We start from the raw sequence: 22,985 nt of genomic DNA on the forward strand, positions 1-22,985 counted from the left end.
ATTTATCTGGGTATGATCGCCGATCTCAATATCCCGGCCATTGCCGAAAAACACCCTTGGCTCTACCGTTACCTTATGTCCAAATGCTCTGAGAAACCCTCCCAAGGCTCCGCATCTAATGAAAACAAATGCTTTTCCCATTGGAACATTACTGCCCGGCAGTTTGCTGGCGATCAAATAATAAACTATAGCTGATATTATTTTCATTTTTTAGCTTTGACAAATATTTTATACCCGGTTTTCCCCGGTTTTCTTTCTGCAAATAGAATGAACGGGTAAAATAACGGCGACAATAACAGCGAAAACCCTCCCATTTTCTCGATCATCTTTTCCCAATATACAGCAATTGGCGAGCACATGATGTGGTTTATTTCAATATTTTTGAACCCGGCCGCTGACAATTTATTCATCATCTCGTCTGCGGAATACAATTGGTTACAGTAATTATTGGCGATGTGCCATTTTCTGAATGCGGCTGATACGTAAGGCGAATCAAGGCTGTCAACGGTGGCCAGCAACATACCTCCTTGTTTTAAGACCCGATAGAACTCCTTGAAAGCCTTGCCATCATCATATAGGTGTTCAAAAACGCATACGCTGGTAATGGTTTGACAATAATTATCCTTAAACGGCAGTTCTTCCGCCGGGCAGCAGATAAAGCTCCGGTTCTCTGTTTCATTTTTATTGGCTTTTTCCCAATCTGGTCCGTAGGGTTCTATTCCGATTACTTTGCCGGAATATTTGCCGAAATAACACGTCCAATACCCGTCTCCGCAGCCAACATCAACAAGTATGTCATTATTGCTTTTTGCTAAATTCTTTACGATACTGAATATTTCTATCCTTCGGCCGGGATTCAGCATTTTCGACAGGGTTAGCAAAAATCCCAGTTTCTTCAGCTGATTAATGGCTTTACGATAAACGCTGCTATTGGGCGTTGATAATACTGCCGTCATTTTAGACTATTGCGAATGTTCGTTCTTTAAATATACCAATGCCAGGAACATCGGACCCGTTGCCCATCGATGCATTGGGGTTTTGTATGTCCACTGTCTCGTTTTCCAGTAATTGAAATAACCCTGGCTGTTCCAGAGAGCTTTATCAACGGATGCAAAACATTTTTGAATTGCCTCCGGCTCTACCATTTTTATCCTTGATAAATAGACCATTGTTTGAATAGCCTGAGCTGCGTTTTGAGCATCAATCGGGTAAACAGAATCCGGATAATATTTTGGAAGATGATCGGCTGTAAAAAAATTAGACAAATAAAATCTAACTCCTTTATCCAACGTTTCATCTTTTTCAACCGTTCCGCTTTCGATGGCCCGGCAGAGTCCTTCCAGTATATACCCCGTGTGAAAGCCGTCTATGAACCTTCCCTTCTCATTTGCAGCATAATACCAGGATCCGTCGCCATTCTGATGCCGGCTAATAAATCTGTAAAGTTTTTGGCAATACTGCAGGTATTTTTTCCGGCCGGTTATCTTCCATAACCTTGCGGTCAGGCCTATCATCAATCCGTTTACGTTAAGTATGGGGGTTTCCATTCCCTGCCAGTAGCGCCAGCGTATGGCATCTTTTTCTTCGATATATCCCAGGTCATTTTCCAAATAACTGAATCCTTTCAGGGCTGTCTCCAGAAGCTCCCTTTCCTCCAGGGCCTGACAACCGTCCAAAAAGGAATGTACGGCATTGATGGTCTGAAATATATTGGGTTGGCCTGAATCGGCGGTAATAAACCTGGTAGCAAAGGGAAACCTCAGGCCCCATCCATATCCATTGGGGGTTATTAGTTTTAACCGTTCAAGCAATCCCAGATACTGGAGCAGCTTTTTCCTGTCTTCAGCGTTATTGCCCTGGAGATACAACAATGCGAAACCTGAAGCCAGGTCGGAAATTGCTTTGGTATGGGCAATTTTCTTAATTCCCAAAATCGGCCTGAGGTTAAAGGGGAACAACCGGACTGCTTGCTGCCAGATTCTAAACAATAATTGATTATTAAAAAGAACATACTTCGCTAAAGGAGATGACAGACCGTCGTATGGATCGTATGAATTTATGCCTTGGGTTAAAACATAATGGTCAATGGCAGCCATTCTCTTTAATACAATATTTGGAATATCGATGTTTAATTTTGGCAAAGCCATTTATAAACTTCCAGATATTCATTCATCACTTTGTCAGCCGTAAAGTTTTTGGCCAATTCCCGATTATTATCGCAGATTGTGTTCCTCATATTCCTGTCTTTGAGCATGCTGATAATTCCTTCCGACAGAGAATCCGGATCGCCTTTATTAATATAAACACAATTCTTGTTATCTTCCATATAAGAAAGTGAAAAACGGGTTCTGGTTGTTACAATCGGGCAACCCGTTGCCATAGCTTCCGCCACCACCATAGGCATTCCTTCGGGATAATGGGTGGGAAAAGCCAGACACCAGGCCCCGCTATAAAAAGGGATAATACCGGTGTTGGGCATGTTATCCAAACGTTCCACCGCGCCCTTTAACTCTGATTTGTTCACCATGGCATCAAAATATCCTGAATCCTCGCCGCTTCCAATGACCAAAAGTTTTGCTTCCGGAATTTCTTTCAAAATCCGCGGCATTGCTTCCAATAGGTCAATAACCCCCTTTTTTTTGATTACTCTTGAAACAAACAATATCTTCGGCTTTTTTTCTTCTTCGCGCCGAGCTTCGAAAAATTCTGGTTTAATAATATTTTTTACAACTTTTATTTTTTTCGTTAACCCGGGCCAAATCTCAATAAATTCCTTTTTCTCCCGGGAGGACAATACGGCGATGCAATCTGCGTTCTTGACAACATAGGACCGCAATATTGAAACAGGCCACAACATTTTTCCAAATGATTCCTGATGACTGCCATGCACCTTGATCATTATGGGGATTTTATTGATCTTCGATAGGCATATTAGCGGGGCATCCCTGATTATTGACTTGGCATCAAATGCAGTATTCTGATGGATTACATCGGGGCTGAAACTCCAGATCTTTAATTGAAATACAACAAGATCTTTCAACCTTCCGAATATTTTACTTATTATATTTTCATTGTCGGACTTTCGCCCATACTCAAATGTCATTAATGGTGTTTTTGCTTTTAATTCGTTCTCTAAAAACGGCAGGTGCTGAGATGGCCCCCCCTGCAGGTTATGAGGGGGTGTGTTAAAAAGCACTTTGATAGGATTATTTGTCATTTATGTTTTGCTCGATAAGTAGCATTAACCCCTGCATAAAATTTACCTTGGGAGTATAGTTTAAAATCTTCCGGGCTTTCTTCACATCTGCCAGAGAGTATTTGACATCACCGGACCTTTCTGTTTGATAAATAGGTTTTATATTTTTTCCCAATATTTTATTTACCTCCCCCACCAAATCATTTAAATTATGGCTTTCACTGCAGGCAATATTAAAAACTTCCCCGGAAACATTTGATGCCCTGCAAGCCAAAATATTGGCAAAGACAACATTTGCCACATAGGTAAAATCCCGCGATTGGGTACCATCGCCATATATGATCGGCTGGCGATCTTCCCGTATAGATTTAATGAATTTTGGAATGACGGCGCTGTATTGCGAGGTGGGATCCTGGTTGGGACCAAAAACGTTGAAATACCTCAGACAGACTGTCTCCAATCCATAGACCCGATGGTATATTTGACAGTATCTTTCACCGGTATATTTTGACAAGGCATACGGAGATAACGGGCGTACCGGCATATCTTCGGTTTTGGGCAAGGTGGGGCTGTCCCCATATATCGAGGAAGACGAAGCATAGACCACTCTTTTTACCCCGAATTCTTTGGCCGCTTCCAGTACATTCAGGGTCCCCAATATATTTACGTCATTGGTGGTGATGGGATCGGCAATGGACCGAGGAACCGAAGGCAGCGCCCCCTGGTGAAGAACGTAGTCAATCCCTTTTACCGCCTGCCGGACTATGTGAAAACTTCTGAGATCGCCCTCGATCAGCTCCATGTTCTGATGACCCTTGAAGGGAAGCAGGTTCTCCCTTTTTCCGGTGGAGAAATTGTCCAGCACCCTGACCTGCGCTCCCGAGTTAAGCAATTCGGCAGTAAGATTGGAACCGATGAAACCTGCCCCGCCGGTAACTAAATATTTCATTTATTACCCTTTTATGTTTGTTATATACGCATCTACGCTATTTGCCAATTCTTGTTCTAAAATTGTTTTCTCTTGTATAATCTTCCATTCGTTATTTTCTTTTAAGAAATAAAACGGAGCGCTTTCAAGAGTAAACGTTCCAAAATGCAAAAATTGGAACTCTATCAGATAAAACTTATGCCCATCATAGCCCACATCCATTGCAATATAGGGACAATGGAAATTCAAAAAAACTCTCTGGGCGTAATCTAATAACCCCCCGGGCAGTTCTTTCTTGAACTCAAATAATCCGCTGCCGCTGGCCCTAAAATCATTTTTGCGGTTTTTTCGGAAAAGAATATAATACTTGGCACCATATATGACGATCTTATAATCGTTTTTTAATCCACTGACAAAATTTTGAATTATAAATTTTCTTCTATGATTTGATTGTCGCACATGATAGTTTCTTGTTATTGATTTTATTTCGTTTTTGACTATATCCAATGCATTAAATGATCGACTCAATTTTTCAGTATATTTTTTCAAACTAACGATGCCATTAAAGAGACGTATTCCCTTGCTAACTGCTCCTTCAGCCGGTTTAACTACAATCGGCACCTGTATTTCGTCAATTTTATTTTTGAATTCTTCATAGCAACCAAAATATTTAGATCTTATGTTCTTTATTTCCTCATTATCACTAATATCCCGCAATATTTCCATAAAAACTTTATTATGGTGAGCTCTAAATTTATAAAAATCTGGTATAAGAATACCCCCTTGTAATTGGATCCCTAGCAAAATATCCTCTATATAACTTTTATAAAACAAATCCCGGTCCTCAGAAGATTGATATAATATGAACTTGCCGTTATAATTTTCCTTCCGGAGATCAATAACGGAATATCTTTTAATATTCAAACTATAGCCATGCGCTAAAAAATATTTATTTAAAGCGGCCAGATTCATGCTGGCATCTTTATGCTTTTGCGAACTGTAGAAATAGTTTCTGTAGTCCGTTAGTAATATTATCTCATTGTTCATGGCCATAGTCACCGCGCTTCAATATGTCCCAGCCATCCCTTGGAGGGGCTAAAACAATATTCTTTATTTATATCAGCCAATGATGTTTTCTTGCCGGAATAACTGATCGAAACCTTGTTTTCGTTTCCTTTAAAATCAGAAAAGCCATATTTTTGGCCGCAGGCATACTGGGAGTACTGCGGTATCTTTCTCCAATCGAAACCGATCATTTTGACGGCTGTAATGTCGGCAATAAGTGGATCTGTGCTGGCAATTATATAACCCGTATTAACCGGCTCTGGCTTCAACGGGCCCTCTCCCTGTCCGCCGACTATCCCATCTATCAGCGTTAAGTATTTTCTTTGCTTTTCTTCCGACAAGCTTCCCTTTGCATCGGCAAATATTATTATCTTGTTCAAGTCGTGCACCATTCTCCAAATCGTATCATTGCCATACCAATCGCCGTGTGATATTTCCGCCACCCCTTCAGGTTTCCCGAACAGAACAGCCCTATCAAGCCATTTGAGAAGCCGGCCTATCGGTCTGAAGGTTTTCCAGATTATTTTCCCGGATTTCCTCAGCATAAAGCTGTATTTGCTTTCCAGCATCTTGGCCTTGGTGCTCAGGGCAAATTCATCTCCGTTGTGGGCCGGATCGCCTTTTCGCCAATGCGGCAGACATGTTTTATCGCCGATGATGCCAACCAGATTTTTCAATGAAAGGGTCACCCCCACTTTTCTATGAACTTTTAATTTGGGCAGGTTGATGAAAACATCGGCCGTTAAAATTGATTTGGGGATAACATACCGGTGATCACCATTGCTGTGGCACCGCACGGTTTCCGGGCCGTCATAATCCGGGGCTACGAATAGATCGGCGAATTTTTCTATCGGAACCAGGCTGCTCTCTTTTGCCAGGTTCACTTTTATGTAACCCAGGGGATCCCCAGGCAGGTTCACCTTCCCGTTTATCGACCCGTCATTATTGACATCCAGAAAATATTTTCGCAGGTCCAAATAGCCAATGTTTTCAAATCCCCTCTGCTTGTAAAATGTCCGGATCACATCCAGCCCGTTACGCTCGATCAATTTGTCAAAATTTGCCCCCTGCATGGGCAGGTCAGCAATGGTTATTCTGGCCGTCTTCCCCCCGGCAATGATGATAAAATCCAGAACAGCCCGTATGACAGAGCTATGTGTGACCAGGGCATTGAAATATTTTTCCTCATCGGAAAGAAAATTGCGGTGATTGACGAAATTGGGCTTGACTATCACTTGGCTGTCCGGCCTGATCATATCGCCGAAGGGATTCCATTTGGCAGTCCCGTAATTAGCCTTATCCAATCCCAAATTCAGCAGTGCTTCTCTGACCGCCTCATAAACATAATTTTTGGCGGGTGAGATGCATTCCATCCCAAAAAGGTACTCCGGATAATTGTTGTCCGGATGGTACGGAGGGTCTTTGGGATAAACGGCATTTGTATGTTGGACGGCCACTAGCATCTATTTAAATTTAAAGTTTTATGGTACAAATCGATATAATTGCTTACCATTTTTTCCAGGTTGAACTGGTCGTTCAGCCTTTTCCGCCCCGCCAATCCCATTTGTTTTGCTACGACAGGATTATCCAGCAGATATTCGATTTTTTGCGCCAACTGTTCAGCATCCCCGCAATCGACCAAGATGCCGGTTTCTCCATCTACAACCAATTCCGGGGTTCCTCCGACGTCAGAGGCTATACAGGGCTTGTTTAAAGCCATGTATTCCATGATCGAATTTGAGATGCCCTCGCCCAATTTAGTGGAGCATAGGACCCCGATGTCGAATATGTTTATCAACGGTTCTACATCACGTCGTTGCCCTGTGAAAATCACCCTGTCCTGATAAATCGGAGAAACCAATTGTTTCATCTTTTCCAGGCAGGGCCCCCCGCCAACAGCCACGAAGGTTACATCCTTGCGCGATTTCACTAATTGCTGGGCAGCATTTAAATATGTCTCATAATCTTTATACTCCGAAAAGGTAGCCACCATCCCGACAACTTTTTCGGTGGTGATCCCCAATTCCATCTTATGGCCGTTGTTCACTCCGGCAAACCGGCTCAGGTCAATTCCGTTGTAAACTACGCAGGCTTTGGAGCTTTTCAACAGCTGGTGGGCCCTTAGGCCGGCTTGAGAATTCGAGACTATGGTATCCGAGAAAGGAAAGGTTACGGCGGCTTTTGCCTTTATTATGGGTTCCAGCTTGCTGGATGAATATCTGATGGCCCCGTTGACGAACTTTATTCCCAGCAGCTTGCAGGCCGGCAGGGCGTAGATGGCCGTCATGTAATCCCAGGAGTGCACCACATTGGGGCGCAGTTTTTTCAACAGCCCATACACCCGGAGAAATACGGCCCAGTCATGCCGGACCCTGCGCACCAACCGGTGAACTATTATCCCCGAATCCTGCAGGTCGGTATATTGATCCTCTTCGGACATGGCCAGCACCTGGCAGTTGATGCCGGGCCTTTGAGCCAGGCCCTTTGCCAGTTCTAACAGCTGCCTTTCTTTTCCACCCACCATCAAAGAATCAATTGACAGCAGAACCTTTATGATAGTGGAATCCTTTGCCAGCAAAGACAGCACTCCTTCACAATATATATAACTTTGATTTCATCCTTTATCATACCAATACCTGCCGTTTGTTTAACAATTTTACAGATATTTTAGGCAGCAAAGCATCTTGTTTTTATAATTCGAACTAAGTATTTACTGTTTAGTCAACTCAAAACCAACATTATATGATCTTATTTTTTATTTGCTTTAATCTAACTTTATATTGCATGTCCCGCAGTAGATTCTTTAACTTGATCAACCATTCTATGACACGTGGGCTTAATTTGGTTAAAACAAAACCGGAGATTTTAATTATTTTTGGCGCATCGCTTTCTTTAAGCATTCGATAGTAGTTATTAATATTTTCCCTTTCGCCTTTCTGGGTATTTATATTTATTATGCCTTTCAAGCAGATGGCATAATATTCGCCCGGCTGATATTTCTTAATTTTATTTAGGTAATATGTTTCATTTAATAATGCCCGATATGTTTTAATATTTTTTTCTTTTGTATAAACGGCTTTGCATACCCGATCATTTCCCTCAAGATGGTAGATATATAATCCTTTGTTAATATAATATCTCAAAGACAGATCCCCAATTTGAACACCAAGAACACCTTCCGGCAAACCCTCGGCAAATCTTTTATCACCATACAACTCGGTTTTTATGATACCCCACAACGGACCTTTTACTTTTGTCATTAATTTGTTTTCATCCAGAAACATGTCTGCCTCAAGTCCCGATGCCATTAATTTTCCGGTTTCATAATTTACAACATTACAATTTATATGATTTATATTCGGGTCGGTCTTTAGTGCATCCAATAATATTGCGAAACATTCGGGAACTATTTCATCATCGCTGTCAACATGGGTTACCCATTTGCCCGTTGCCTTATCGAGTCCGGTGTTTTTTGCGGATATCACGCCTTTATTTGTATTGTGTTTGATTATCTTAATTCTATTGTCTTTATATTTGCCAATTATTTCCAAAGTGTTGTCTTTAGAGCCATCGTCAATCACTAATATTTCGATATCTTTATATGTTTGATTTAAAACGCTATCAATAGCGCGGCAAATGGTGCTCGCCCTATTGTAGGTTGGCATAATCACTGTTATTTTATTGTCCATTGGATACCATCTCCCCGTTTCTTTCAAATGGCGGATGCTTTAGACTATTAAGCCCCAGTGCTTTTACCAACTGTAAATATTGAGGCGAGATGCGACCTTCCTGCCATTTTATATTTTTATCCCATTGTCCTGGACAATTAAAATAAAACAGATCGAAGGGAAAGGTATAACTTATCTCGCATAAGGCTGGGTTCCCTTCTTCATCGTATAAAAAATCATATGCCATGGATTGAAACTTTAACTTGTCGGATATTTCAAAAGCCAATTTTACAAACTTTGTGTCAATGTGGCTTGGGTCAAATATCAATTTCCCTCCGCCCGAGGCCCTAAAATCATTTTCCCTGTTCAATCTTTTTTCACCGTAGGCCCTATCGCCAATCACCACTATTCTGGTATCATAATTATTGTTGGGAATATATTTTTGAAATAAAGAATAATTTTTATGCTTCAGCCAATACGGGGAGGCATCCTCTCCGCGGGATTTCCTGAGAATATTGCCCGCGATATGGTGGATCGATTTGTAGACGCTAAAATCCTTGAATCTTGTATTATCCCAACCCGGAATGCTGTCATACATAACTCCAGAACCAAACATTTTCTTAATGATCCGCCTGGCCTGTTGCTTGGTGCTGATTAAAATGACATTCCTGGAGCCGGCCCCGCCCTTCAGCTTGAAAACCACCGGCAGTGAAGCTGTTTCAACCCACTTTAAAGCTTCCCTTTTATCCCAGAATACCCAGCAGTCAATGAAGGGAAACCCGTAATGTTTTAGCAAATAATATTGCTTAATTTTATCATCATAATGCCAACAGGTGTTTGAATCAGGGAAACATCTTACACCCATTTCTTTTTCAATTATCGGCAGAATAGTGCCTGCCAGTTGCCTGTGGTCATCATTATGGTGCCAGCGAAATATGAATAAATCCGTTTTAGCCACTCTGTTGAAGAAATCGGGCTGGCTAACATCCAAAAACATACTGTCTATATTGTTGTAATCAAGAATAGATTTGTATCTATTCAATTCTTCGGATTTTCTTCCGTATTTATCTGTCAATATTCCTACTAGCATATTTGAGAACTGCATGTATCTTTTTTAAAACTTGAAATAAATTTCGCTAGACGTTTTCCTTGCTTTCTGTAGTCAAATTGAGCACCGGCAATATTTTTCCCGTTTTCTCCAATTATTTTAGCTTTTCCGGGATTTTTAATCACATCCCTCATTTTATCAACATACTCATTAACATCATAGCCCTGCGCAATAAGGGCACTGTATCCATCTTCCAGGTAATGTTTGATCTCGCCCTCCCAATTGGTGATAACCGGACTACCTGATGCCAGGTACTCTCCAATTTTATGAGGGAATCGGGCTATATCCTGAACTGTTTTTCTTATCGGTATCAATAATGCCCTTGCATTTTTATAATAACAAATTAAGTCTTTTTCTGGTAAATTTGTAAATATTATTACACTTCCATTGATTCTTCTTTGTGCAATTTTATCATTTAAAAGAACGAATTGTTCGCTTGTCCCCTTTACAATCAAGTATAATTTATAATCCTTGTTTTCGGGACTTATCACAGCAAATGCTTCTAAAATAAATTCTATTACTTCAAAATACCCCAACGATCCACAATAAAGAAAATATTTCTCTTCTAATATATCTGTTTTTGAATTAAACTTATCATTGTCAATTAATATTGGAACTTTAATATATTTGCCTGCCTGCAATGCATTTTCTATGTGATCAACCAAATAACTGCTTATTGGAATTAATCCATTAACTAACTTTAAACCATATTTGTCAAATAAATAGTAATTAAATTTTAACAACATATCCGCACCAGCTCTTTTACCGGTAATATATTCTGCATAGTTCAGCAAAACAATAAATTTAAAGAACTTGGACAAAATAGAATAATATAGTATGGCATAGAAACTCATGGTTGATATAATTGCCACATCAAGCTCTTTTTTCTTATTAAGCTTGCATAAAAGAATAAATTCGTTAAGCAAACCATATAACTTTAATGCATTCCTTTTAACAAAGGTATTTGAACGATATGGAGTGCCTGCTGTATAAATATAATCGATACCTTCAATGTTCCCCCTCGGTGCCAGAATTATGGTATCTTCCTTATAAATCGGGCTTCTATTATTGATTACCGATACATTAAAACCAGCATAAACCAATCCTTTTGAAATGAGCTTTAGCCGCTGTATTGAGGCCATACCATAGGGAAATCCAGAAGAACCCAAATAAATAATATGAAGTTTCTTATTTGTCAAAATACTAAATCTCTTTTTGCTATATTATTACCAAACCTTGTGAAAATATTCCCGCAATTACTACATACCCTTAACATCAAATAATTAAAATATTTTCAATTCCATCATGAAATTTCTACACACTGTTATAAATATATTAAATAATCTTTCCTGACTCTGTGCCAATGCTTTCCACACCCACCTGCTGATGATCCCTACACTCCGCTTATATTTTTTACAGCAACAGCCTGCCCCCAATATTATATTCCTGTTCAGGATCACGCCCCAATAAATGACCGATTGCCACGCCCAGAATGATCAAATAAAATTGATAGGGTCCGGTCCATATATTCTCGCCCATCAAAAATATGAAATGGGTTAGAATAAAAGCCCAGCAAGCCAGACTAAAGTTGCTTTTACGATATTTGCGAAATGAAAATGCCAAACTTATAAAAAGGGCGTTTGCCGATAACCAGAAAAGTAGACCGCCCTTCCAAACCGGCCAGGTCTGGCCTATCTCAATCTGGGCGGCCCCATTAAATGTGCCCTCATCTGTTTGAACGGTCCAATAAAGACGTGGGTCAAGAATATATCCGCCAAAACCCTTACCCAATAAAAAACTGTTGCTGGTGATCAGGTTATCCACTACCACATAGCCAATATATAACCTTGTATCATAAACTAAATTATGCACAAATCCATAATTTCCGGTTAATCGTTCATTGTATAACTTTAAAGAGTCGGTGATTTTTAAATTAATAATATTACTGATGATAAGGATAGCAACCATCAACGGGACAATTATCAACAAAAATCGTTTAATTGTATTCTTGAAAAATGTCCAAAAACTAGGATTAACGGTCAAGTTTTGTATATAGGTCATTAAAAAAAGAGTGAATATTATCCTGGCGCTGGGTAATCTTTTCTGAAACAAGATCTGTTCTATTATGAAAAGAAGGAACGCGCTCATGATTATTATCTTATCAAACCGATTTTTTCTATATTTATACAAATAAATATAGAACAGCACCGGATAAATCAATACTTGGAGTTTGTTGGTCACTGAATGTTCTGTATCGACTCTGGCGACCGATTCAATCATGGGCAGTGAGGCCACATTCAGAATTATTCCATACGCCAACAAAAACAAAAACAGTTTATCTAAATGTTCCCAGTTTTTCCTTCTAACTCCCAATATTATAGATCCAAAAAGAATTATTACCCCTTCAATGTCAGTGTAAAAAGTATATTTTGGATTATTGAGATAAAGACCAACAGCCAGCATCATTAAAAAAGACAGAATAAAAAGCACAATCCACTTTTGATTTTCCTGAGGAATTAATCCCCCCTCTCCCTTGCTAATAAGCGTACTTAAGTACACCGCAAAACAAAAAAACCCCAACCCAATAACCGTCATGCTTATTCTTCCGGGTGCTGGCACGAGGAGCGCTTCAAAAAACAAAGATGAATGAAAAATAGCGTAAATTGCGAATGATATTCCAAGAGATATAAACACCCATCCGTCTTTTTTATCTTTAACCTGGTTCATAAAACTCGATCAATGTTTTAATAACGGTGAAATATGCCATCAAACTGTAATAATTGCCCGGTGAGTTTATTTCTAAAACCCGGTTCTACTGATACCATGGTGTAACCTTTTTGTTTTAATAAATCAATAAGATTATCAAAGGTCAATTGTCCTTTAAACAAAGGAATAAGAGATAGTTCTACTTGTATGGTGTTTATTTTTTCTAGCGAATTATTTCCGCCCTTTAAGATCATATGTTCATAACCCTGGGCATCAATTTTCAAATAAACAATGTCATTCGGTCCTATAAATTCCGAAAACACAGTATCCAATTTTTTTATCTTGATTTCTTCTTTTCCAACATATTTAGCGTGCGGGGCAGCCACCTCGTGTGCTGGAAGCATCTCAAGCAAAGAACTACTGTCAGAATTTTCTGCAACATTAATGATAGATGACATATTAGTATTACCAAATCCGTAATTATGAACATACCATAACGGATCTCTTTCGGAATACTTAACAAGTTCTGCGTAAGGAGACCGTAAAGGTTCAAAGGATATTATTTTATTACGGTATCCCAATCCCCTCAATCTTTTTGCATATCCCCCATTGCTTGCTCCTATATCTATAACTGTATTTATTTTATAGTAGGTCAATAATTGAAGAAGTTTTTCATCAGGAGTTGAGTTTGGTTGGTATCTAACAATATCAAATCCAAACCCATTCATTATTTTATGAAGTTTTCTCTTTATTGTCACTTCTCCCCCTTTATTAATACGTCAACAATTGGCATAAACAAACTATTATGACAGGTTTTAGATTATATTTTTTTGTGGGTAGCAAGGTAATTTATAATTAAAGACATCATATACATTGCCATAAACGATATCATCTGCCCCAGGACCACGGCCTTGAGCGGATCGTGATATCTCAGCATCGCCAAAGGCAAAAAGTATTGGCAAAGGCCAAAAGCAATTATATAGACCGACATATAGGCCCATGATTTAAGGGTGATCAATATGGTGTAGCCGAATTTAAAACTGAAGAACACCCCGGCCATCAGTCCCAGATTTATTATATCTTTGGTCCTGATGTATTTGGGAAGAAAATTATCGATAATATACGGGACGGTCAAATACCCCGCCACAGCCAAAGGGATCCCTATGGCCAATAAAGCCAGGTGTGCCCTCAAGGACTGACTCCAGATGCGTTTGGGGTCGTTGTCCGCCCCCAGCTGAAAAGACAGCTTGGGATACAAATATGTTCCGATGGAATCGGGAACTATGCCCATGGCGCCGATCAAGGTAAGCACCGGGGCGTATAATCCCAGCATCTCTATCGATCCGAATTTAATAAGGACCAAGCGCGGCAGGGTGTTGAAAAACCCAAACAAATATGACCCGGTAAATATTGGCAATCCTGTTTTCAACAATGTTCTAAATATTGTCCCATCAAACACCGGCTTAACCTTTATCGGCCGCCATAAGTGTGTTATCAGGGTTATCAATGTGGTAATGGCGATCTCGCGAACACAATAGCCTTTGAACCCATAAAGAAAAACCAAAACCAAACTGATCAACCGAAAGGCTGAATCGATAAATTGGATATATGACAGTTTCTCAAAATCGGCATTGGCCCGGAAGGTCCCGGCCAGATAGGCATTGTAGAAGTTCAGGCAGATGACAACGCCTATGCTGATCACCGGGAAATACCAGTCGGCCTTTAAGTTGACCAAGAACACCGTCGGGATGGCCAGGGCGGCGAATATTATGATGTTGGCCAGACTGTAGTACTGGGCTGTCTCGGCGTATTTATGGGCCTGCCCGGTATCGCCCTTTCCTAAACAAAACGGCAGTTCCCGGTTCATCCCGTTGATCACCCCCAGCCGCAGGAAAGCGCTGTAGGTCTGAATCAGCATCATGGTCTGCCAAATGCCGATGTAATAGGGATCAATCCAGCGATAGACCAAAAACCCGCTGATCAAACTGGAGATGTTTAATACAACGGCCGAAGAAGTGAACAGGGAGATGTTTTTATATTTTTTAAATTCTTGATTCAAATCGATATCCGTCGTCGTTTAAGCCATTTTGCGGCCTTTTTCATCCAGTTCTCCGACCAATATTCTGTAGAATTTTTCCTGATCGGGATGTATTCTGTTTTTACCCAATCGGTATTCAATGGATGAATAATTTTTACCAATAGCCTCCAGTGACATTTCTTTGAAAAGGATCCTCTGATAATATTTTGCCCGGTTTATTGCATCCTTAGATGGTGGGGTTGGGTTGGCCGCCATTTGTTCGATTTTTCTAAAGTATTCTTCCCTTGTTTTGGGAATCTCAACAATATTCAGGTTTCCGTATTTAGGGTTCGCAGCCATTATAACCGGTTTGCCCCTTATCACCATATCCACCCCAATATTGCTTAGCCAGGCTAAGCCAATATCAGCTCTTTCCGCCAATGAATAGGTGTTGATATCCTCATCGCCTTTTATTACATAAATATTATTTATGCCTTTTTTCAACTCTGCGACATAATCGCCTATTTTGACCTTTGCTTTTTGCCAGGCTTCGTCAGGATGGGCTCTGATCAACAACCGGTATTCTGGGTGATTCTTAAAATAATCCACTAAGCCGGATAACCATTCTTTTTGGTTTTTATATATTGTCGCCCGTCGCAATGTGGCACTGTCGCCCACCACATTTGTTCCGCATAAAAAAAGAGTCCCTGGTCTCATGAGAAATTCTTCAAGTTCTCTGGAATATTTGTCTTGCTTGGTTCTTCTCTGCACCGGATGAAAATTCTCTAACCACTCATCATCACGAGTCAATGAAAGACGCTCCTGAAATTTTTTAAAATCGTTGGAGTCCTTTTCCTTTTCCGAATTCCATTCACCCAATACTTTCATCCACCCCTCGACATCATAATCGAGGGCTGGCCGATTAAAAGCCCAAATTAAATGCCCTGGCCTCATGGCCCATCCTTCAATGAAAATAGATCTAATATTTAATCGCTTTGTTACTTCCAAAGCAGCGGCCGACTGATCTATTAACCCAGAGGGACATAGAAAAGTATCAATCTGTATATTTTTTAACAAATTATTTAACGCAACTGCTGCTGTCATAAGCATGTTTTGTGCGTTGCCATACTCCTTTTTATAATCTTCTACCATTACATGTGACTCATATTCTTCGACTCGTAAATTATAAGCAGCTACGGTGTGTGCATATTCGCCTACAAAGTCTAAATACGATGCTGTAATTTCTTTCTTATCCTCACTTTCAAAATACAAGTTTAAATCATATTTTTCTATGTAATCTAGGGATAGGAACTCTTTCCAGAAATTTATGCCCGTGGGGGATACTTTATTGGGAAAATATATGTTTTTCACATCTCCCTCGTCATAAATAACAACCGGCTGGTAGCCCATGTTATATATCTTATGCGCCGCAAAAACCGCCCATTCCACCCAGGTCCCATTGCGAATTGCCATGATAGCAATCCTCTTCGCCCCCCCCGCCCTTTTTGCCTGGAGCGTTTTTGATTCCCACTGTTTTAATGCAGCATATGGCGTGGTTATAATAATTGGTTCAAGCCCTATTTTTGAAAATAGCAGACTGGAATAATCTGAGAGGGTATTTATAACCCCGTGAAAGATATTTGAAAGCAATTTTCTAAACATATACAGAATATCACCAGTTCTCCACCACGGTTTTTCTCTCCAGCAGATCCTTTTTGTTGATCTCGTCATCATCGTAGTAAGAATCGCCTTTGATGTGGGTGGTGGATATCTCCTCGATGATGGCCCCGCTGCGGGAGGTAAAACTGTGCCTGGTGCCCGGTTCAACCAGCAGGGTGTCCCCTGGCGTCATTTTTACCAGCTGGTTGTCCCCCAGATTTATCTCAATATCGCCTGATAGGAGGTGAAAGGTCTCTTCCTTGGTTTTGTGATGGTGGGTGGGGTGTTTTTGCCCGGGAAGGACTATCAGCAGCTTTTTGCAGTACATCCGGTTGACGATGTCCACGATCACCGCCCCGTATTCCCTGATCCGTTCGATCCCATAGTGATGTGAAAGCTCTATCAAAACATCGCTGCCCGGCACTATGTTGGCCTCGTTAAGCATGCCTTTCACCTCGTGGACCACGCTGCGGACCAGGTCGATCTTGCTCCGTTCCCCGCGTATCTCCTTTATCGGCTGGTCGGGCCGGTAATCGCCGGCGGCCGTCATCGATTCGTGATATTCAAAGGCCGTGGTCTGCCCCTCCAGGCAGGGTATGGCAAAATAGACCTTGTCCCGGGACAAGGCCTCCCCTTTTTTTACATGGCCGGCGGCAAAGGCCCCTCTCATCAGGGACCGTAGAGAGTCCAGCTCATCCCGGGTGACCTGCTTGTCCTCTCCGGGGCCGCAAATGGCCCTGGCCAGCAGGGCGGCCTCCAGCCATTTGCCGGTCTGGACCGGATTCATCGAATAGGCGTTAAGTTTTATTTTATCTGTCTCCACCCCCACGTGCCGCTCCAGGATCTGGGCGCCCTTGGCCACGGCGATCTTTACCACATCCAGGTTGTCCGGGGCCTCATGCCCGGAATACCCGATGGCCGTGCCGGGATACCTCTTGCGCAGTTTGTCGATGAACCCGGCATTGATGTTCTGGTTGCTGGCCGGATAGACACCCACGCAATGCAGCAGGGCGAAATTTGCATGCCGGTGGCCGCAGAAGCTGGCTATCTTGTCTATCTGCGGCAGGGTCAGGCCGCCGGTCGAGGCTATCACCGGCTTGCCGGTCCGGCATATCTCTTCCAGCAGGGGCCAGTCGTTGGCGCTGCAGCTGGCGATCTTGATGATGGAGATGCCGTGCTCCACCAGCAGGGCCACCGAGGGCTCGTCGAATGGCGTGCAGATGGCCTCCATCCCCTGCTCCTTGATGGCCTGCACCAGCTGCTGGAACTGGCTGGCGTTCAGCCGAGTATCCAGGAACCGTTTGATATGCTTGCTCGCCCCGGAATTGATATGGTCCTTATGGATGAAGCTGTCCAGCTCCCGGTACTGTAGCTTGACCCCGGCCCGGATGCCGTGCTTGCGGGCTATCGCTCCCATCTCGGCAATGATCTTCAGTCCGTGCTCCACGCTGCCCTGATGGTTGTTGGCCATTTCGAAAATGTACAGATTCTTAAAAATATCCTTCATTTCGTCTCCAGTGACTGTTATTTATCAAGGTCATCCAGCATCGATTTTATCTGGTCAAGACTGGCCATCCTGTCGTCAATGTAATAATCCGCCGCCGGTTTTCCGAACATCAGCTGGTGGTACCTGAGGCCGCAGGATTCAAGCTGTTGCCGGGTGGTCTCGGTCCAGTCGATCCCCGTCACATAGCCGCGGGCGGTGAACAATATTATCCGGTGGCCCCGTTCATAAAGCCGGTTTATCAGGCTGACCGTTTCCGGCCGGGGCCGGGCCAGGGAGTAATCGTTGCCTGGAACCAGCGACATGATGATCCCGTCAATGTCGAAACAGAATGTCTTCTTATCCATCACTTGGCCTTGAGTATCTTTCTGACGGTCTTCAGCTGATCCGGCCGGTCGATGTCCCAAAAGTGGTCCATTACGTACCCGTGAATGACATCGCCGGTCATCGATCTTTTATTCAAGATCACGTTCGTTCTTATCACGTCGATAGAAGCATTCTGCAGATATGCTTTGGGCAGCGATTGCCTTGGCATATTATAGGCTTCTTTGATGCTGCTTTTGATCACCGGTGAAAGTTTTCCGGCTTCGTCGCGGAACCACATTTTAAAAGGGGTCTCGGGGGCCGGTACCACGGATCGGACGGAATCGATCCCTGGGTTTTCAGTAATGATCCGGACCATTTTATCGATATCCTCGGAATTCCTTATGGGATAGGTCGGCCTTAGATGTACACAGATCTCCGGTTGATAGTCCTCATTGAGCCGCAGCCATTCCAGGGCATGGATAAATACTTCCAGGTCTGTCGAGCGATCGCCTGACATCTCCCGCGGTCGCAGAAAAGGAGTCTCGGCTCCGTATTTGTTGGCAATGGCTGCATAGCGTCGGCTATCGGTGCTGACAATGATCCTGGTGATCTTTTTTGATCTCCGGGCATGTTCGATGGAGTAGGCCAGGAGCGGTTTCCCGCCCAACAGCCGGATGTTTTTATTGATGATCGATTTCGACCCGCTGCGGGCCGGGATCAGGGCCAGGATGTTCATATTCTGAGCTTGGGGAATATTTTAATGACGATCTTTTTAATGTCGCCGGCAAATATTTGGTAGCCCTCGGTAGCCTGAATATCCCTCAATATGGTTGATTCTTTCAGGTATTCCCGGCCGATGCTAAAGGCTATTCCCAGGAACAGGCCGAAAGCTATGGAGGCCAGCAACACCCTGGTCCGGGAGTTGCTCTTGACAGCCGGGGGCCGGGCCTTCTCTACGATGTCGATGATCGGGATATCCTTGATCTCCTGGAGCTTGGCCTTTTCATACTCCTTGGTTATGATCACAAATATTTCTTCCTGAATCCTTAGATCCCTGGTCCGGCGGACCATTTCTTGCTGGAGCGATGGGGACGACATCAGCTGGCGATTATTTTCCCTAAAAAAGGTGAGGTTTTGTTCGGCCCTCCTCAGGTCCTCTCTGGCTTTAGTCAATTGCTCTTCAATGTATTTCCGATTGTTGCCGGCCTTGCTTTTACGGAAATATTTGTTGTAGGTGTCCAACTGCTCCACGATGTAATTGGCCATCTGCGAGGCGATGTCGGGATCCTTGAAGGTCACCATTATATCCAGGGTCCCCTCCTTGATGGAGATGGGCATTTTGATCATGCCCATAACCGCCTCATGAAGAAAATACCCCATCAGTTCCGGGTTCTTCTCCTTGATACCCAGCACTTGGGCCAGGGTCCGCGGGGCATTGTCCTTTCTCCCCTGATAAGCCTTTTGGGCCAGGGAATCGGTCATCCGCTGGCTGGCGATGATCCGCTGGTAGATCTGGGGAGTATTGATCTTGACCTTGGTCCCGGGAATGTCCACCCCCAGTTCGTTGGCCATTACCGACAGTGCGGAAAATGTCCCGGCCTCCTCTCCCGTCGGTAATATCGTCAATTGGGCCTTAAATATCGGTTTGGTAAAAAAAAGCAGTTGGACCAGAGTAACAGTGCCGATAGCTCCTGTTATAAAAAATATCAGCTTCCAGTCCCTGAGAATAATATCAATATACTTTAAGGCAGAGCTGCCCTGATTTTCTCTTATCTGATTTTCCATTAATAAACCTTTATATGTGTTATTAATCTTTCTAAACGCAATTAAAACAGGAGGGTATATAATTTACTGCAGTTGTTTGATGCCCACCACTATCACCACCGTTGTCGTTAATATTGCCGTAGTGCTCTGAATAACCTCGCTCCATTTGACCCCGGCGCCTTCCTTCTTTTTGGGTACGATGATCGAGGCTCCCGGCGGGATATTGCGCTGGAACAGTCCCAGGAAGGTTTTGGGCTTCATGTTCCGCCCGTTGGGCAGCCGGACGGTTATCCTTTTGCGGTCGGCATCCTCGGTGGTGCCTCCCACCTTTTCCAGATAATGTTTGAACCCGTGGTTGGGCTCATAGAGGGTGTTGACCGGAAAGCGGACCTCCCCGGTGATATTGACGGTAGCCGGCCTTTCTGGGATGGACAGCACATCGCCGTCCCGCATCACGACATCGTGCAGACTGCCGTTCCTGTTTAGGGCCTTGGCTAGGTTCACATCGATCTGGCCCTCCCCGGCCCGGCTGAAGATGCTGCCTTCGGGATAGGCCAAGGGCTTAAGCCCTCCGGCCCGTTTGATGATGCTGGAAAGACGCTCTCCCTCGGCCGACAAGGAGTAATATCCCGGGAAATACACCATGCCGTCGATGGTCACCCTTTTCTGGAACTGGTAGTCGGGGTCCTGGCGGACGATCACCCGGTCCCGGGATTTTAAGGGAAAGGCCCGGTCGGTCTCGCTGTCCAGGTTGAGTATGAAGGTGACCGTCGATTCCGGCCGGGCGTAGAACAGCATCCGGGACACCTCGGCCCTGGGACGGTAAGCGATCTTCAATAGCCCACCGGCCTTATCTACCAATTCCCCGACCGTGGTATTGTCGGTGATCTCATAGGGCCCTGGCATCAGGACGAACCCGTCGATAGTGACGATATTGTCTATTCCCTCGGGCACCTTGTATATGCCGATCACGTCCTCGTTCTCCAGCTGGTACTCGGCCGGATTTGACATTATGTCACGGTAAGAAAGATCTATCAAAGTGACCAGTCCGTCCCGGCCGGTGCGGTTTATCTGGATGATCTCGGTATAGGCATCGGGGCGCAGCCCTCCGGCCAGGGCCAGCACTGCCTTCAATCCCTCGCCGGGCAGGGGCTCATATATGCCGGGGCGGTAGACCCCCCGGGGGATGGCCACCTTCCTGGGCGCCAGCGGCACATACACCACGTCTCCGTTCTGCAGCCGGATATCGCTGTCCTTTTTTCCCTTCAGGATCAGATCGTAGAGATCGATGGTTGCTATCGTCTTGTTGTTGCGAAGCACCTGGACCTTTCGCAACGATCCCTGGTTGGTGGGACCGGACGCGTAATAAAGGGCGGTAAAAGCGGTGCTGGTGCTGGAGATGAGGAAACCGCCGGGCTGCTGGACCTCGCCCAGGACGAAGATCTTTATCCTCTTCAATTTTCCGGTGGTCACATCCACCGATATGGCTTTGGACCTGATGCCGGCGTAAATCTGGGACAGGCGCTCCACGATCTTCTTATGGGCTTCGGCCAGGGTCAGCCCGTTGACTATCACCATTCCGGCTTCGGGAAGATTGATCTTACCCTCCCTATCCACTTTATAGGTTCCCGAATACTGCACTTCGCCGTAGAGACTGACCATCAGCTCATCATCGGTCCCGATCTGGTAATTGGGGTCGGCCGGAGCATAGTCCAGCGGTTCAAAGGTTATTGCCGGGTTGTTGAATATCTCGTACCCGAAAGGAGGCAGGGAAAACAGCCTATATTTTGGTGTTTTTACTATGTTATAACTTTCAAAGACAGCATGCTGCATTTCCCGAAAGGCTTGAGACCCGCCCAAAGATTCCTTGGCCTTCTTCTTTTCCGAGTCCGAAGCCGCCTCTTCAGCAACCTTCCCCTCATTTTTGGTCTTTTCTATGGCATTAAGGATATCTTGGTCGGTGTAGCCGACATCTCTGGCCTTTTCCACCGCATCGGGAACGGTCAAACCGGCCTTGCTGACTTCGGCATCTAGCCCGGCATCAGTAATTGCCCTAGCTGCATCCTGGGCCGAAGCGTTCTGGAAAAACAAAAGGATCGCCAAGGCAACTATATTTTTCATGATTGATCGCATCTTATTTCATCCTCGATTTAACAAATTTGAAATATCTGGTTAATTTATGATCTGTTTTTAACCGCCAAAACCCGCTTAAGCAATTTTCCCGAAAGTTTAATTGTTTTTCTTTTTATATCCTTTGAAATCAGCGCAACTTCATGTGAAGTATTATATTAAAAGAACATTTTAGCATGAATGTTTATCATAGTCAAGGGATTAAAAAATGTTATATAAATGAAAATATTTTATAATTTTAAGAATAAAATACAATAAAAAAACGCTCTTTATCATTAAAATAAAGAGCGCGGGTCCCTGTCATTTAATACATTGTGTTTCTTTAAGTTACATTTCTGCAGTGTCTTTGCCAAAAAACATATAGACCTATTCCTGCAATCAGCATTGCCAAAGCTTCAGCCAATGGCAGGGAAATTGACCCCCATTTACTATACCCCAAAATGATGTTAAAAGAGGTGAAAATTGCCAATATTATCTGAAATTTGCCTATAATAGATACCAAACCCCGGGCATAGATGAACATTCCGGAATAATAGCTGATGCAGGAAAAAAGTATCCAGGGAATATAATTTATATAATAGATCTGTACCCTTTGGTATTCAGGTCCCCAAAACTTGGTGATCAAAGGAAGTAATATATAAATTACAGTCAGGGATGACAACACGACGTATAATAGCACAACCCAAAGCCACCTTTTAAATAAAATTTCAAGCCGGGGATGGTCCATTTTTGATAAGGCTGGGATATAGGCAAAGTACAACATGGATATCAAAATTAAATGAGCCCCGGCGAACTTTCCCGCTAAAAAATAATAGGTCAGGTCCTGGCTGACGCCAGTCGTGGTAAGATAAATCACTCCGAACCAGTTGGAGATATATAAGGCGATACCGGTAAGGGCTATGGGCAGTGATTTTTTCAGGATTTTTTTCAGCAG

At 43.3% G+C, this 22,985-nt stretch carries 20 protein-coding genes; all 20 read right to left on the bottom strand.

All coding sequences use genetic code 11. The features are described from left to right. Positions 1–203: 203 nt before the first annotated feature. Positions 204–956 (bottom strand): class I SAM-dependent methyltransferase, encoded by a 753-nt coding sequence (locus RDU76_11080; GenBank protein ID MDQ7799462.1) that lies wholly within the window; start codon positions 954–956, stop codon positions 204–206. Between the two features lie 6 nt (positions 957–962). Continuing rightward, positions 963–2,147: a hypothetical protein gene (locus tag RDU76_11085; protein MDQ7799463.1), complete on the bottom strand. Its 1,185-nt coding sequence runs from the start codon at positions 2,145–2,147 to the stop codon at positions 963–965. Beyond that, positions 2,129–3,217, bottom strand: coding sequence for a glycosyltransferase family 4 protein (locus RDU76_11090; GenBank protein ID MDQ7799464.1), 1,089 nt, complete (start codon positions 3,215–3,217; stop codon positions 2,129–2,131). The genes RDU76_11085 and RDU76_11090 overlap by 19 nt, the downstream gene beginning before the upstream one ends. Then, positions 3,207–4,145 (bottom strand): SDR family oxidoreductase, encoded by a 939-nt coding sequence (locus tag RDU76_11095; GenBank protein ID MDQ7799465.1) that lies wholly within the window; start codon positions 4,143–4,145, stop codon positions 3,207–3,209. Before RDU76_11095 ends, RDU76_11090 begins: the two co-directional genes overlap by 11 nt. Before the next feature lie 3 nt (positions 4,146–4,148). Further along, entirely contained in the window at positions 4,149–5,177 is a 1,029-nt protein-coding gene (locus RDU76_11100) for a hypothetical protein (GenBank protein MDQ7799466.1), read from the bottom strand. 2 nt (positions 5,178–5,179) lie between these two features. Beyond that, on the bottom strand, positions 5,180–6,562 hold the full coding sequence (locus tag RDU76_11105; GenBank protein ID MDQ7799467.1) for a DUF362 domain-containing protein: 1,383 nt from the start codon (positions 6,560–6,562) through the stop codon (positions 5,180–5,182). An 83-nt stretch (positions 6,563–6,645) separates the two neighbouring features. Continuing rightward, positions 6,646–7,767 carry a glycosyltransferase gene (locus RDU76_11110; protein ID MDQ7799468.1) on the bottom strand — a complete coding sequence of 374 codons (1,122 nt, stop codon included), beginning with the start codon at positions 7,765–7,767 and terminating at the stop codon, positions 6,646–6,648. A 160-nt stretch (positions 7,768–7,927) separates the two neighbouring features. Continuing rightward, positions 7,928–8,878, bottom strand: a complete 951-nt coding sequence (locus RDU76_11115) for a glycosyltransferase family 2 protein (GenBank protein MDQ7799469.1) — start codon at positions 8,876–8,878, stop codon at positions 7,928–7,930. Continuing rightward, on the bottom strand, positions 8,868–9,947 hold the full coding sequence (locus RDU76_11120; GenBank protein ID MDQ7799470.1) for a hypothetical protein: 1,080 nt from the start codon (positions 9,945–9,947) through the stop codon (positions 8,868–8,870). Before RDU76_11120 ends, RDU76_11115 begins: the two co-directional genes overlap by 11 nt. Continuing rightward, entirely contained in the window at positions 9,941–11,164 is a 1,224-nt protein-coding gene (locus tag RDU76_11125; GenBank protein ID MDQ7799471.1) for a glycosyltransferase, read from the bottom strand. The genes RDU76_11120 and RDU76_11125 overlap by 7 nt, the downstream gene beginning before the upstream one ends. Before the next feature lie 214 nt (positions 11,165–11,378). Next, positions 11,379–12,692: a hypothetical protein gene (locus RDU76_11130; protein ID MDQ7799472.1), complete on the bottom strand. Its 1,314-nt coding sequence runs from the start codon at positions 12,690–12,692 to the stop codon at positions 11,379–11,381. Between the two features lie 17 nt (positions 12,693–12,709). Then, on the bottom strand, positions 12,710–13,429 hold the full coding sequence (locus tag RDU76_11135; GenBank protein ID MDQ7799473.1) for an FkbM family methyltransferase: 720 nt from the start codon (positions 13,427–13,429) through the stop codon (positions 12,710–12,712). A gap of 62 nt (positions 13,430–13,491) precedes the next feature. Further along, positions 13,492–14,730 (bottom strand): hypothetical protein, encoded by a 1,239-nt coding sequence (locus RDU76_11140; GenBank protein ID MDQ7799474.1) that lies wholly within the window; start codon positions 14,728–14,730, stop codon positions 13,492–13,494. Between the two features lie 18 nt (positions 14,731–14,748). Continuing rightward, positions 14,749–16,422 (bottom strand): hypothetical protein, encoded by a 1,674-nt coding sequence (locus tag RDU76_11145; protein ID MDQ7799475.1) that lies wholly within the window; start codon positions 16,420–16,422, stop codon positions 14,749–14,751. Next, the gene (locus tag RDU76_11150; protein MDQ7799476.1) at positions 16,361–17,854 is read right to left on the bottom strand and encodes an N-acetylneuraminate synthase family protein; all 1,494 of its coding nucleotides are present in this window, start codon (positions 17,852–17,854) and stop codon (positions 16,361–16,363) included. Before RDU76_11150 ends, RDU76_11145 begins: the two co-directional genes overlap by 62 nt. A 17-nt stretch (positions 17,855–17,871) precedes the next feature. Then, a complete protein-coding gene (locus tag RDU76_11155; GenBank protein ID MDQ7799477.1) occupies positions 17,872–18,198 on the bottom strand; it encodes a hypothetical protein in 327 nt (108 codons plus the stop codon). Further along, the gene (locus RDU76_11160; protein MDQ7799478.1) at positions 18,198–18,893 is read right to left on the bottom strand and encodes an acylneuraminate cytidylyltransferase family protein; all 696 of its coding nucleotides are present in this window, start codon (positions 18,891–18,893) and stop codon (positions 18,198–18,200) included. The genes RDU76_11155 and RDU76_11160 overlap by 1 nt, the downstream gene beginning before the upstream one ends. Next, a complete protein-coding gene (locus RDU76_11165) occupies positions 18,890–19,783 on the bottom strand; it encodes a hypothetical protein (GenBank protein MDQ7799479.1) in 894 nt (297 codons plus the stop codon). The genes RDU76_11160 and RDU76_11165 overlap by 4 nt, the downstream gene beginning before the upstream one ends. 222 nt (positions 19,784–20,005) lie before the next feature. Continuing rightward, positions 20,006–22,042, bottom strand: a complete 2,037-nt coding sequence (locus RDU76_11170; protein ID MDQ7799480.1) for an SLBB domain-containing protein — start codon at positions 22,040–22,042, stop codon at positions 20,006–20,008. Positions 22,043–22,373: 331 nt separating this feature from the next. After that, positions 22,374–22,985, bottom strand: a 612-nt coding sequence (locus RDU76_11175) for a hypothetical protein (GenBank protein MDQ7799481.1), incomplete at its 5' end; no start/stop codon positions are given.

The sequence above is a fragment of the Candidatus Edwardsbacteria bacterium genome, assembly GCA_031082425.1.
Classification (GTDB): Bacteria; Edwardsbacteria; AC1; order AC1; family EtOH8; genus UBA2226.